This is a genomic window from Niastella sp., assembly GCF_045805085.1.
Taxonomy (GTDB): domain Bacteria; phylum Bacteroidota; class Bacteroidia; order Chitinophagales; family Chitinophagaceae; genus Niastella.
This window is the reverse complement of sequence record NZ_JBJMLX010000210.1, coordinates 1-12,760: the sequence shown is the minus strand read 5'-3', so window position 1 is coordinate 12,760 and position 12,760 is coordinate 1. Positions and strand designations below refer to the sequence as shown.

Sequence of the window (12,760 nt, the reverse complement as noted above, 5' to 3'; positions counted from 1 at the left end):
TACGGCCGCCGAAAACCATTTCTTTCAATTGGAGAGACAAGTATAAGCCGGCCTTCTTAAAAAAAACTGGAAAAAAGCTAATGAACTGCACAATATTTAAGTGTTCATGCTGAGCATTGGGCGTTCTGACATTATAGTTAGCATCCAAAGCTATAACATCTGATAATAAAAAAGCACCGGAGTTGCAACCACGGAGCTAGCATGTTGAATCAAATTCCTTTTCTTAAGCTTTTTGCCCTCGCCAGGGAATTTAAAAGACGTTTAACGGTAATCACCAATTCCGGATCTTGCGTATGAATGCTATGGGGGTAGCGTGGAAGCAGCATGATAAAGCTGTTATGATTGTTCCTGATCAGCTCAGTGAAATTTTGCATATAAAAATGTTCCCCAACGCGAAGTCTTGATAACACTCCTGCATTAACTGCGGAAGAATCTATTGGCTTGTGATAGGCCGCCAGAACGCCTACCGGGATATCGGGAAGGGGCGGAAGGGAGGAATATAGCTTCCAAAAATCGCCATTGCGAAAAAAGTTAGCCAGGCGCTCAGACCGGTGACGGATTCGAGTGGAAAGCATGGTATCGCGAGCCTGAGCATCCATAGCGGGTACCACCCACGCTTTAGACCCCTGACCACTTTTTGACAAAATTCTTATTTGTTCATCCTGCTCGTCCGTCAGCATAAAATCGGCGGCATCGATAAACAGCAGGCCGGCCACTTCGTTCGGATACATGGATGTGAATAATCGTATATACGATCCTCCCATTGAATGACCAACAAGTAGGTAAGGGGGAGGAACATGGACTGTTTTCAGGAAAAGATGAAGCCGTTGCACGATGTCGACATCGGTTACAATGGTAGGGTCTTCCTCTGATTCACCTTCTCCGTTTCGATCATACCCTATGCCGGCCACCGACTTCGACAATCCTGGATAGAGGCAAGTAAAGTCCAGAGCTCCGGTCACGCCAAACCCCCCTTCAAAAATAACCACTGGCTTGCCGGACTGTCGATTGGTAAGGCCAAAGCTGGTAAAGGACATCTTTTTTCCGGCTACAGTAATATACTGCCGCGGATAGGATTGTGCTTCGTGCCTAAGGGGGAATCCGAGGATTAATGCGGTTACTGTCAGAAAAAGATATATTGAATAAAATACCGGATTGAAAAAGTGCATTCGTTGTAGTGTTATGTTTACAATCCGGGAAGATGCGAAACTAAAAATTTTCCATAATATATATAGTAGAAAGGTGGGTGAATTGACGCTGGTTCGAACCATTATCACGCTTTATAGGAATCCAACCAGCCAGCTGCACTTAATTGCTTTTGAATGCGGACTATATCTCCAAATGTGGTTACCAATAGATCCCGGCCATTTGTTGCAAGGTCTTCTGTAAAATTGTTTCCCTGTTGCACAATATATGCAGCCATCTGTTCACCAATTGTTTTCATTAAATCGAATTTAGTTATATCTGCCATATCAATATTACCTAAAATGTCTTCGGTGAGATCATGCAGCCATTCGGAACGATATTTATGTTTATCGAGGGTGTTTGTATTGGGTAACAATTGAATTGATTTTGGATCAAGAGATAGCTGGAACCTTCTGAAATCAATAACCCTGCTGATCATGGGCGAACGGAAAATATCTATCTGCATGGCGCTGGCATCCTGGCCTGTGGACGTCATAAGCCAGTTAAGCCAAAATTCGATATCAATTCCATGAGGTTTAGTGGGCTCATCCGGCTTTATAAAATCGCGGGCGATACCTGTACCGAAGCTAAATAAGGTAATCGCATCTAAAGCATAGTCTGGATTGCCGGCGCTTCGCATGGGGCGGCTATAGGACACCGCTTCCATATACGCTGCAAGCGATGGATTATTGTAGGTTGTAGTTCCCCCGTCTACGAACCTTTCCAGGGGATAGAAATAAGTAGGAGCGCTCATGGTCGCTTCCATTACCGCACGCAGGAGTACATCTTTGTAGGTTCCATAATAAGTACCGTCAGGCTGCTTAAAGCAGGAGAAGAATGTTTCTTCGGCAGCCGACATATCCCTAGACGTGATCATCAGGTCAATCTCCCGATCAGCGCAGGCCTGCACTAAAGTGACGTCCTTTATAATATCTTTAAGCAATGACCGGTAATTTTCTTTTGTAAAAGCAGGCGGGTTGATAAAGCGATTCCCGAGCAATCGTTTGTCAAAAACCTGTGTCACGAGATCCTCATACATCTTTTCAATCTGTATTGCATTGTGGCCCGTTGTGATTAGCCCTGCAATGATACCCCCTGTGGAAGTTCCTGCTACCATATCGAATAATTCATAACAGGGAATGCCCGCGATCTCCTCCAACTTTTTTAATAGCTGGATCGTAAGTATGCCTCTCATTCCACCACCATCGAGACAAAGAATAACACGACGATTTTCTTTAATTTTCAAGGCTTCAAAGGCTTTACGCCTGAGATCACTCATTTGGTTTCCGTTTGCTTTTGCCATAGTGCTCTTTTTAAAGATTTAGTGTGTAGAATAGCGTTTGAAAAGTGGTCGTGTTTAGAGGTGTTCAAATTCAGCTGAAAAGTACTCCATACAGAAGAGGTAAAAAACGTGAAAATCACCTGATTTTAGAAACAATCAACGGAGAACATTAGTACTGTTGGACAACTATCCAGTTTGCAGTCTGTCAGAAGGGGAATTGCAGGTTCAAATAAGTCAATCAGATACGGGCAAACGGGGTTTAGAATATCTATTAAAACCCTTCTTCTACCTCAAAGCTGATCTTTTCTTTGGTTTTGGGGTGAATAAATTCGAGATGAGCGGCATGGAGGTACATCCTTTTAGATGCAGTACCATAAAGATCGTCACCAACAATAGGTGCATTAAGTCCAAGGTCATGCGCCGAGTGCATACGCAATTGATGTGTTCTTCCGGTTAGCGGCCAAAATTCAACTTTGGTCATAGCATTGTATTTTTTTATCGCTTTCCACCTCGTAATGCTTTTTTTCCCGGTTTTAAAACAAACCAGTTGTCTTGGCCGGTTGAATGGATCGGCACATAGAGGAAGGTTGATCTCGCCTTCTGACAGTTCAAGTTCTTTAGAAAGTAATGCCCTGTAGCGTTTTTTAACTGTACCCTGCATAAATTGCCTTTGGATATGCTTATGTGCCTGCTGCGTTTTGGCAACTACTAAAAGTCCGGAAGTATCCATATCGAGCCGGTGAACAATAAGCGGCTCAGTTTCCACCAGTACCTCTTTTAGCCTGGTATATACAGATTCCTTAATATCGACTCCTGGTACAGAAAGTAATCCGGCAGGCTTGTTCACAACAACCAGGCTTTCATCTTCATAAACTATTTCAAGCTCGCGCTTTTCTTCCGGGATACGTAAAAATGGGTTTTCGTCGACAGGTATTCCTTCCAGCATATGTGCCAGAATAGGTTTACACTTACCTGTACAGGCCGGGTAAAAATGTTTATGCTTTCTGATCTCAGATTTTGGTGCAGCCCCCCACCAGAACTCAGCCATAGCAAGCGGTTTGTACCCATTTGCAAATGCATATTGCAATAGCTTGGGTGTTGCACATTCTCCAGCTGCTGCAGGTGGTTTGCCAAAAGCAGTCAGACTGAAGATCTCCTGTAAACTTTTGCTTTTTCCGTCTTTGTTTAAAAATGCATATTGTGTGAAAAGTTGTTGCTGTAAAGCTGCTGACTTTTCCTTACGTTCATTCTTTAAATTTTCGATATCGGATTCAAATGGGGTTAATCTGGTTTGCACGGCCGAAAGAGTCTGCTGCCACTTGTTGGTAAGAATAGTAAGCTGATGCTTATCATGCAAACTCTGCTTTATAAGGCTTGCTTCAACCGCCTCATACTCCTGCGGGCTCAGGCTATTCTTTTGCTTTTCCCGGATCTGTTTCCGGCTCGCTTTATTGCTATTTAATTGTTTCCTGAAAGCTGCTATTTCCTGTAAAGATTGCGCTGATAATTTTTCAACGTCCAATTTTAGATGTTGATAGTTTTTGTTCGACTCTATTTCCCTGATTTGGGCATTGATTGTATTAATGATCTCTATCTCTTTGAGAAAAAAACTGTTCTCGATCAGCATATCGAAAACCGGCGGAACAAATTTGGGATGGTCGTTTGAACCCGCAAGTTTACCCGAGAAAGCTGACAGATAGCCCAATTTTCCTTCTGTATCCTGTACAACCAAAACGCCAAACATTTTCCCGATAACAATTCCATCTTTATCAGCATTCAGTCCAAAATTATGGTCAAGGTGTGTTTGCGTTTCCAGATAATGCTGCAGATCGGCAGCTGCTATTTTTGTTAAAGGATGTGGCTCATAATAAAAAGGGAAAGTAAAACGTGCAGGTAATGCAATTTCATTTATCGTCTTATCCGAAAAATAGGAAATTTTATTTTTACTACTGATTTTCAAGGGGTTTGTTTCATTTAAAGCGCAAAAATATCATATTCCTGGCACCAAACGCTCCGTATTGAAAATAATTGTTAATCCGCCAATTATTCTATTAGAAAGGTTCAGTTGACAACCTGATTTATTCAACAAACAGAAAAAAATCATAAAAGAACAAACATTCTTTTATATTTGCATCGTTATGCGGACAAAAGATGCACAAAAGGAATTATTGATAAGGCAAAAAACAATGGAGATCGTTGTTAAGGAAGGTCTCGATGGATTTAGCATGCATAAACTGGCAGCCGGCGTTGGTATATCAGTCAATACCATCTACCTGAATTTTAAAAATAAGGAAGACCTGATTATAAAAGTTTACCATGGCGTGGTAAAGAAAATGGAGCAGGTATTGCTCGAAGGGTTTAACCCGGAAATGGATTTTGCAACCGGTTTGAAATTGCAATGGAAGAATCGCCTGCGGTATTTCACGAAATATCCGCTGCATATTGATTTTACTGAACAGATCAGGCATTCGCCCATCTATGAAAAGGTTATGCAGCTCCAGGGTAAAAAATTCACCACCACCATGGCGCAATTCTATGAAAGGGCCATAAAAAACAAAGAACTGATACCGTTTCCATTAGAAATATACTGGTCGTTGGCTTATGCCCCCTTATTCCAACTGCTCAAGTTTCACCGTCAGCATAAAAGCTTTACCGGTAAAAAGTTTGTATTAACTGAAAATAAATTCAACCAGGCGTTCAGTCGCGTGTTGTTGTCACTTACTCCATAATTTTTTTATTTAAATAAAGAACAATTGTTCTTTTATAAACATATATACTATGCAAATAAATCATTTGAATTTTCCCGTGACCGATGTAGCTCAAACAAAGTCTTTTTTTGAAAAGCATTTCAATTTTACCTGTAAAGAGGTGAAGGGTGATAATATGATGGCTATATTACAAAGTGAAGAGGGGTTTGTACTAACGCTGATGTCAACTGATTTTAACAGGAATGGTAATTCCACCTATCCCGATGCCTTTCATCTGGGCTTTCTCGTAAATGACCGGGATAAAGTACAATCCGTTTGGCAACGCCTTCACAGCGATGGCATTGTACTGGAACAGGAGCCACATAATATGCGGGGGGTGTTTGGTTTTTATCTCAAAGCGCCGGGAAATATCCTAATAGAAGTAAGCACTGTGGGTAGTTAAACTGGTTGTGATTTCTTTACTTCCTGAAAAAACGAATGCTCATTGGTATTAATTTGGCAGTGATATTTGAAAATCCCCCAATTTAAAATATACTTGCATTTACAATACCTTTCCCATGAGCCGATACGCTACCTATTAATGACTTGATACTGTAAACAGAAAATTATATGAAAACAAATCTTGTATTACTGATCGTGCTGTTTGCTTCTATAAAATGCGCAGCCCAATCAACCGGACACGAACCCTGGTCTGCCAAACAATTGATGGAACCGGCGGATCTGGCCAAAACGATTGCCAATCCAAAAGCGCACCAGCCATATATATATTGTATTGGGCCCGGCGCCACGATCAAAAATTCAATTGATATCGGTCCTGGTAAAGAAAAGGCGAACCTGGAAAAATTTAAACAGGAACTCAGTAAGTTACCGAAGGATGCGAATATTGTCATCTACTGCGGTTGCTGCCCCTTCGATCATTGCCCGAATATTCGCCCGGCGTTTACCTTGCTCAATGACATGAAATTCACCAACCATAAGTTGTTGGATATTCCACATAATATCAAGGTTGACTGGAAGGATCATAATTATCCGGTTGAGTAGTCTAGAAGAACACCGCCAGCTTCATCCGGGCAAAGAATGGCATGCCCGGAGTGAAGTGGATCTCTGAAACCGGAGCCGGCTCACTTTTAAGCCGTGATTCGGTATCAAATTGGGTTTCGTTCCATTTTACATTGAACAGGTTTTCGATGGCAATGCCCAACTCGTATTTCTTTTTGGTATAGTTTACCGACAAGTCGGTAACGGAATAGCCTTTTGCAATAACCGAGTTGTTCTCATTGGCCGCCCGGTCGTGCATATAGCGGTAACGCAAACTGCCGTTCAATCCATTTTTTAATTGCCAGTTCAGTCCGCCGGTGCTGGTAAACGTAGGTGCCAGTGGAATGTAATTTTCTCCCTTGGGATCTTCTGCGCTGCGTGGTTTGGCCAGGTTTACATTGGCATCGGCAAACAGCCAGGTGTTGAACTGGTAACGGGCTGATACATCGATGCCAATACGCCGGGTTTTACCACTGGGTTCTACCACGCCTTCATCGCCTACGTAAACAAACTCCTGTTGCAGATACAAATACCAGGCTGCTACATTCACCAGTAAACTGCGGGTAGGTTTTAGCAGTACGCCCAGGTCGGCGCCATAGGCTGCAGGTAAAATATCATAACCTCTATTGAACACCACTACGCGCGCGTCGTTGGAGTGGAATCCCTTTCCTGTTTTCAGGTATAATTGCGTTTTGGTGTTGAGCGTATATTGAATGTTCAACTTGGGACTTACTATTACTTTTTGCTGATCGGGACTTTGGTCGTTATTAAGTGTAGAGTAATAATGAAAATTGAAATGATCCAAACGGGCGCCCAGATTGAAACGCCACCGGTTCTTTTCTATACTTTCATCGGCATAGACAAAAGTATTGGTTTCGCGAATGTCGCCCAGTTGTTTATATTCCAGAACAGTATTGCGGTCAATGGTATGTGATAATTCGGTATTCCGGGTTTGATCGAACCGGAACCCTGCGCCATATACGGATTGCAGGTTCCAGGTGCCGAATTCTGTTTCATTCGACAATTTTGACTGATATCCATAGATCTTCCTGGCTTCCCGCTGGCGGATCTGATCGCCATTTACAGGATCATTTAAAAAGAAAGTAAAATTGGAATGCAGGTTGAAATGATAATTGGTAAAATAGGCCTGGTTCTCCCAGGTAGTACTTTGCGACAAATAACTGGTGAGTTTGGCGCTGGCGTTGGTGCGACTGGTATAACCGCCTTCGGTATTATCGATATAACCAAATCGGTGGATCAGGCCGCTTTTCACCGCGCGTTCAGGAATTTGTCCGGATGCATCCCAATCGCTGCTGAGGGTAGAACCGAGCAGCGTTAATTTATTATTCTTACCGATGGAAGTATTTAGTTTTCCAAATAAATTAAACCGGTTGAAGTGTTGCGGCGATTCAAATGGCCCGTCGGAATACAGGAACTCGCTGGCCACATACGCATTGGTGCCTTTTTGTTTCTGGCGATCGCTCAACAGGTCTATCATCGCCAATCCACGCATGGTATTGAACTGCCCGCCTTCGAGTTTTATGGTGCTTTTATCAAGGCTGTTCACCGTGTTCATGCTAACAAAGCCCGCCGTGCCCAGGTTGCCAAATTGGGTGTAATAGGGGCCTTTGCCGTAGTCGACATTCCCGGTTAGTTCAGGGATCAAAAAATGCAGATCGGCATAGCCCTGTCCATGTGCGTGCGAAACCATATTCACCGGCAGTCCGTCTACGGTTACATTAATATCGGTACCATGGTCAATGTCGAAACCGCGCAAAAATATTTGTTCTGCCTTGCCGCCGCCCTGGTGCTGACCAATAAACAATCCGGGCACGGTGCGTAAAATATCCTGTGCCGAACGTACTTGCTGCAGGTTCAGATCGATCTTACTAATGGCATGAAAAGTGGCGGCTGCCGATTGCGGCGTTATCACTACTTCCTGCAGGTTCACGGGGCCTTTTTCCATTTCAATGAGAAGAGAAGAATGGCCTGAAGTTTTAATTTCCTGGGTGGTAAAGCCTATAAATGAAATCATGATGGGGACGTTGTCTGCTGATTTTTCCAATGAAAAATAGCCCTGACTATTGGTCACCACGCCGCTGGTAGTATTGCTATAGCGTACATACGCCAGTTCCATTGGTTCTTTGCTGGTTTTATCAATAACCCGGCCCCGGATGGTGTTTTGGCTCCTTGCTACACAAGTTATGCAACAGATTAAAGCAGCCAGGAAAGATAGTTTCATGATCGGTTACAGGGCTTTTAATGATTCGGTTATTTGTTTGCTTACCACGGGGCCCAGTTCATAGGCGCTTCTCTGCGCTGCCTGTAAATATTCCCGGGCCGTTTTCTTCTGTCCGCCGGCCTGGTATATTTTACCCAGGTAGAACAGGGCATCGGGTTCAAAACATTTATTGGCTACATATAGACGGGCTGTTTTCATTGCCTGCTGCACATCGCCATTTTTACAATAGGCCCAGGCCAGCCAGCTGAATGCTTCGGGGGTGGGCCGGTGCGCTACTTCCTGTTGTGCTAGCTGCAAACACTGCAGGGCGTTGTTCAATTCATCGGCTTCAATATGGAACAGGTACTTGTTGTACATGCCGCCATATAATGCATTGTGTGTAGTGGATATAAAATTATCCATATGTTGTTTGTATGTAATGCTATCCTGCTCCCAGGCAGCCATCTGGGAAAGTAATAATTCATAATCGGGAACGGGATGCCGTTGCTGTAGATAGGTAATTATTTTGCGGGCGTTTATAACGTCTTTGTCGTGCGAGAAAGCCATCCACGCAATTCCTTTTAATGCATGGTAATAATGCGGGTCCTTCGCCAGCACATCCAGGTAACATTGATACGATTCTTTGTAGCGGTTGGCATGGCCATAAAAATCGCCGAGGTTTGTTTTTGTCCAGAGTAAGAGGGCGGGAGCAGGGTAGTCTTTAATTTTATCGTAGGCTTTTTCCATTAATGTAATAGCTGCATCCAGGTTACCTTCCACATGGTCTTTATACTTCGCTTCGCGTATCAGGTATTCAAAACTGGTTTTATCAACCAGGCTGTTCAAGGCTTTGCGTGCGCGGTAACGGTTGCCCAGTTCCATAGCCACATCAAATTCCATTAATACGGTCTGGAATTTATCATCGCCTAAAGCTAATGCCGAATCTATATAGGTTTGAGCCTGTAAAAATCGGTGTTGGGTAATGCAGTTGGTGGCCAGCGAACGAAAGGTGCCGGAGCTGTTAATGTGGTTTAAATAGTTTACAACTCTGTACAGACTGTCGGCCTGGTGTATTTCATGAATATCACCCGAGTAACCAAAACGTTTGGTCAACAAGCCGGCAATCTTTGATTCTGCAATAATATCACCCGGCGCATGGGTGAGTTTGCTTTTCCAGAAATCCAGTTCGGTATTTATATTTTGTAACCGGATGTTAGGTTGTTCATGCAGGTATGCTGTATAATCTTTGGGATTAGTGATAGGTTGATGCCTGCAACCTGTAAAGAGCATCCCGATCAGCAGTGAATAAAATATTGTTCTCATGATTATGTGGTGTTTAATAACGAAGTAGGAGATAGGAAGTAAGAAGTAAGAAATACAAAATCCGGAGTCTTCGTACTTCCTACCTCTTACTTCTTACTTCAAATTAGTGTGGAGTAGCCAGATAAGGGAACGATTCTGAAAACGCTTTATCGTTTCCATTTACATGATCGCTGGTTAAACCCGGATTGGCAGTGCCGTTTGGTCCACCGAAGATCAGGGTTAGCTCAACGTCAATAACATCATCTGCCAGTGCGCGGCCGGTAAGTACATTGGTGCCATCGTAAAAACTGGTAGGCGCCGTGGTGGAGGCGTTCAGCACATCTGTTACCAATACATTGGTGAACTGATCGGCTGTTAAGCCTAACAGGTTAGTGGTATAACCAGGATTCAATGCCAGCAGTCTTGCTTTGAATTTGCTGGCAAACGCAGCATTCATGGTTGATGGAACCGTCGTGTTGAACAGATCTTTATCAGCTGCCGATAAAAAAACAGTATTGATAGCAGGACGCGCCATCTGGTCCTGGGTTTGATAATACGTTGGCGTATTGTCTTTGTCTTTTTTGCAGGCTGAGAGCATGACAATGCCAGCCAGGAGCAGCATCGGGCTGCTAATGGAAAATAATTTCATGACAGATATTTTAAAATGAAATTTTATTAATGAGAGTCAATGAACGCTGAACTGTGAACTATATCTTCTTCTTGGTCTCTAACCAAACATTCAACTTGCCGTTGGAGGCATTCAACATGGATTTGGGTATTTCCACAACCAGGCTTAATACATTGGTGCCTGCAAAGGCATCGGTACCAGGGTTGTTGAAGCTGGTAGCCATACCGCCAATGATCTTTTTAAATTGATTGAGATCGAAGAAGAATGGATCGTCGCGCGGACCAGCAAATACTTTTAACCCGCCACCGGTGCCAATGATAACATCGGAACCATATGGCGTAACAGCTACTTCAGCGGTAGCCGCGCCTTCAATTTTACTGCGGCCGCCTGTTTCTGATGGTTTAACAGGACCATAGATCTTCATCTTGCCATTGTTGTAAATACCCTGGATAACGAGGTCTTCAACGTTGTCGTTGTTGTTATCGATATTGAACTCGATCAGGGTATTGGCATCGAACATCGCAGCGCCGGTGGCAGAAGGCGCCATCAATCCCTGGGTATTGGCTACAAATACCAGGTTGTTTGGGTCCTGTGCTCTGAATACATACAGGTCAGTGATGTCGGTCGATTGACCAGTAACAGTAGGTGAGTCAATGTGATCTGCAGCAAATACCAGACCGCCTACCGTAATGCCTGCTATAGCTAAGGAAGCGAGCAGCATTTTTTTCTTTTTCATGCTTGACATTTTTTTAAAGTGGTAAATGATTTATATTATTTACGATGAAGGAGAACGGTTAGATTTATTTATCATAAATATTTATTAAAAAAAGAAAGTCCCCCTGATGCGTCGGGAGGACCCTATAACAAATTAAAAAGCCCCGATAAACATCGGGGCGGCATGAGCATTAGCTCCTGGGTAACACCACATGATCAATTACATGAATAACGCCATTGCTTTGATATACGTTTTTGATAGTAACGGTAGCCATGCCACCTTTTTCGTCTGTCAGCATAATTTTGTCCCTCTTCATAGAAACCCACAGTTTGCCACCGGCCACGGTTTTTAATTCAGCTTTGCCATTACCGGCCTTGATTAAACGAGCTAACTCTTTTGAATCGAGTTTTCCGGCCACTACATGATCGGTAAGAATGGTGGTGAGCATTGATTTATTTTCTGGTTTCAGCAGGGTTTCAACAGTGCCTTTTGGTAACATGTCAAAAGCTTCATTAGTAGGAGCGAATACGGTAAACGGACCAGGTGTTTCCAGTGTTTCTACCAGTCCGGCAGCTTTAACGGCAGCTACCAGGGTAGTATGGTCTTTTGAGTTCATGGCATTTTGCACAATATTTTTAGAAGGATACATGGCCGCGCCACCTACTTCTACTGTTTTATCCATTTGTGCATAAGAAGCATTCATAAATAAAGCTGCTGCCACCAGCATGGCAAAATTTTTAACCGATTTCATAATAGTGTGTTTAGAAAGAATGATTGGTAATTCAATTATTTTATGAGTTATTGACCATGTACCGGTAAAGGATCCGAATCATATACGGATGTTGGTTTTGTGTGGATTTATTTATTTGAAAATATTTTTGGGAGAGATTGATAGTTCAGGTTCAAAGTTTAAGTTTTTAGGTTCGTTAGTTATTGAGTTTTTTAGTTATTGTATTATCCGAGTGCATAATCGAGGGGCTGTATTCCCCTTTGCCTTTTGCCCTCTGCCCTTTGCCTGCTACCTAATAAAAAATGAACTCAAAATTAAAAGCTTACAACTTCTTCTTACATTAGCGGCTTATATAAAACAACTATGGCTTACTGGCTGGTAAAATCAGAACCCTCTGTATATCCCTGGGAACAATTTGAAAAAGACAAACAGACCTTTTGGGATGGCGTACGCAATTATGCCGCACGCAATCACCTGCGCACCATGAAAAAGGGCGAGGAGGTATTATATTATCACAGCAACGAAGGCCTGGAGATCGTAGGCATTGCCAAAGTGGCAAAGGAAGCCTACCAGGATCCTTCCACTGATGATGAGCGCTGGGTGGCGGTTGACCTGAAGCCGTTTAAAAAGCTGAAACATCCCGTTTCTTTAAGCGCTATTAAAAAAGACAAGCGCCTGGCCAATATGGCCCTGGTACGCATTAGTCAGCTATCCGTACAGCCGGTGACGGATGAAGAGTGGGCTGCCATTATGGAATTAGCCGGATTATAGTTGCGTTATCGATCTTTAGATACTTCCGGTATAGCCGGAGCCAGTTACAAGTTTCAGGTTACAAGTTACAGGTAAAGCTTCTTCTGTTTTTCCCTGAAACCTGAAACTTGTAACCTGTAACGATCTCTTTCTTCCCGTAGGCAATTTCCTTCCTGCTTTTAACTTTTTATAGAGGGTTAC

12 protein-coding genes are annotated in these 12,760 nt (G+C 43.1%); 4 read left to right on the top strand and 8 right to left on the bottom strand.

Going from position 1 to position 12,760, the window contains the following annotated elements; all coding sequences use genetic code 11:
* Positions 1–209: 209 nt before the first annotated feature.
* From ACJ751_RS10830 to ACJ751_RS10820, 3 genes are all read right to left on the bottom strand, one after another.
* A complete protein-coding gene (locus tag ACJ751_RS10830) occupies positions 210–1,169 on the bottom strand; it encodes an alpha/beta fold hydrolase (protein WP_407745509.1) in 960 nt (319 codons plus the stop codon).
* Between the two features lie 104 nt (positions 1,170–1,273).
* Positions 1,274–2,488, bottom strand: coding sequence for a patatin-like phospholipase family protein (locus ACJ751_RS10825; RefSeq protein ID WP_407745508.1), 1,215 nt, complete (start codon positions 2,486–2,488; stop codon positions 1,274–1,276).
* 250 nt (positions 2,489–2,738) lie between these two features.
* Positions 2,739–4,427 carry a pseudouridine synthase gene (locus tag ACJ751_RS10820; protein WP_407745507.1) on the bottom strand — a complete coding sequence of 563 codons (1,689 nt, stop codon included), beginning with the start codon at positions 4,425–4,427 and terminating at the stop codon, positions 2,739–2,741.
* Positions 4,428–4,605: 178 nt separating this feature from the next.
* On the opposite strand from ACJ751_RS10820, the gene ACJ751_RS10815 reads away from it, so the two are divergent.
* The 3 genes from ACJ751_RS10815 (at position 4,606) to ACJ751_RS10805 (ending at position 6,216) form a co-directional block, all read left to right on the top strand.
* Positions 4,606–5,196 carry a TetR/AcrR family transcriptional regulator gene (locus ACJ751_RS10815; RefSeq protein WP_407745506.1) on the top strand — a complete coding sequence of 197 codons (591 nt, stop codon included), beginning with the start codon at positions 4,606–4,608 and terminating at the stop codon, positions 5,194–5,196.
* 49 nt (positions 5,197–5,245) lie between these two features.
* On the top strand, positions 5,246–5,617 hold the full coding sequence (locus ACJ751_RS10810) for a VOC family protein (protein WP_407745505.1): 372 nt from the start codon (positions 5,246–5,248) through the stop codon (positions 5,615–5,617).
* A gap of 167 nt (positions 5,618–5,784) precedes the next feature.
* Positions 5,785–6,216, top strand: coding sequence for a rhodanese-like domain-containing protein (locus tag ACJ751_RS10805; protein ID WP_407745504.1), 432 nt, complete (start codon positions 5,785–5,787; stop codon positions 6,214–6,216).
* Between the two features lies 1 nt (position 6,217).
* Here ACJ751_RS10805 and ACJ751_RS10800 read toward each other — a convergent pair whose 3' ends face one another.
* The 5 genes from ACJ751_RS10800 to ACJ751_RS10780 form a co-directional block, all read right to left on the bottom strand.
* A complete protein-coding gene (locus tag ACJ751_RS10800; RefSeq protein ID WP_407745503.1) occupies positions 6,218–8,455 on the bottom strand; it encodes a TonB-dependent receptor in 2,238 nt (745 codons plus the stop codon).
* Positions 8,456–8,461: 6 nt separating this feature from the next.
* The gene (locus ACJ751_RS10795; RefSeq protein WP_407745502.1) at positions 8,462–9,757 is read right to left on the bottom strand and encodes a tetratricopeptide repeat protein; all 1,296 of its coding nucleotides are present in this window, start codon (positions 9,755–9,757) and stop codon (positions 8,462–8,464) included.
* Between the two features lie 103 nt (positions 9,758–9,860).
* Positions 9,861–10,385, bottom strand: a complete 525-nt coding sequence (locus ACJ751_RS10790; protein ID WP_407745501.1) for a DUF4331 family protein — start codon at positions 10,383–10,385, stop codon at positions 9,861–9,863.
* Between the two features lie 58 nt (positions 10,386–10,443).
* Positions 10,444–11,100 carry a DUF4331 family protein gene (locus tag ACJ751_RS10785; protein WP_407745500.1) on the bottom strand — a complete coding sequence of 219 codons (657 nt, stop codon included), beginning with the start codon at positions 11,098–11,100 and terminating at the stop codon, positions 10,444–10,446.
* A gap of 169 nt (positions 11,101–11,269) precedes the next feature.
* Positions 11,270–11,830, bottom strand: a complete 561-nt coding sequence (locus ACJ751_RS10780) for a fasciclin domain-containing protein (RefSeq protein ID WP_407745499.1) — start codon at positions 11,828–11,830, stop codon at positions 11,270–11,272.
* Between the two features lie 342 nt (positions 11,831–12,172).
* Here ACJ751_RS10780 and ACJ751_RS10775 point away from each other — a divergent pair, with 342 nt between their 5' ends.
* Positions 12,173–12,580 carry an EVE domain-containing protein gene (locus ACJ751_RS10775; RefSeq protein WP_407745498.1) on the top strand — a complete coding sequence of 136 codons (408 nt, stop codon included), beginning with the start codon at positions 12,173–12,175 and terminating at the stop codon, positions 12,578–12,580.
* Positions 12,581–12,760 lie beyond the last annotated feature (180 nt).

Bases quoted from the DNA above. Each gene is read 5' to 3' on its own strand.
- ACJ751_RS10830 (WP_407745509.1), bottom strand. From the start codon at position 1,169: ATGCACTTTTTCAATCCGGTATTTTATTCAATATATCTTTTTCTGACA.
- ACJ751_RS10825 (WP_407745508.1), bottom strand. From the start codon at position 2,488: ATGGCAAAAGCAAACGGAAACCAAATGAGTGATCTCAGGCGTAAAGCC.
- ACJ751_RS10815 (WP_407745506.1), top strand. From the start codon at position 4,606: ATGCGGACAAAAGATGCACAAAAGGAATTATTGATAAGGCAAAAAACA.
- ACJ751_RS10810 (WP_407745505.1), top strand. From the start codon at position 5,246: ATGCAAATAAATCATTTGAATTTTCCCGTGACCGATGTAGCTCAAACA.
- ACJ751_RS10805 (WP_407745504.1), top strand. From the start codon at position 5,785: ATGAAAACAAATCTTGTATTACTGATCGTGCTGTTTGCTTCTATAAAA.
- ACJ751_RS10800 (WP_407745503.1), bottom strand. From the start codon at position 8,455: ATGAAACTATCTTTCCTGGCTGCTTTAATCTGTTGCATAACTTGTGTA.
- ACJ751_RS10795 (WP_407745502.1), bottom strand. From the start codon at position 9,757: ATGAGAACAATATTTTATTCACTGCTGATCGGGATGCTCTTTACAGGT.
- ACJ751_RS10790 (WP_407745501.1), bottom strand. From the start codon at position 10,385: ATGAAATTATTTTCCATTAGCAGCCCGATGCTGCTCCTGGCTGGCATT.
- ACJ751_RS10785 (WP_407745500.1), bottom strand. From the start codon at position 11,100: ATGAAAAAGAAAAAAATGCTGCTCGCTTCCTTAGCTATAGCAGGCATT.
- ACJ751_RS10780 (WP_407745499.1), bottom strand. From the start codon at position 11,830: ATGAAATCGGTTAAAAATTTTGCCATGCTGGTGGCAGCAGCTTTATTT.
- ACJ751_RS10775 (WP_407745498.1), top strand. From the start codon at position 12,173: ATGGCTTACTGGCTGGTAAAATCAGAACCCTCTGTATATCCCTGGGAA.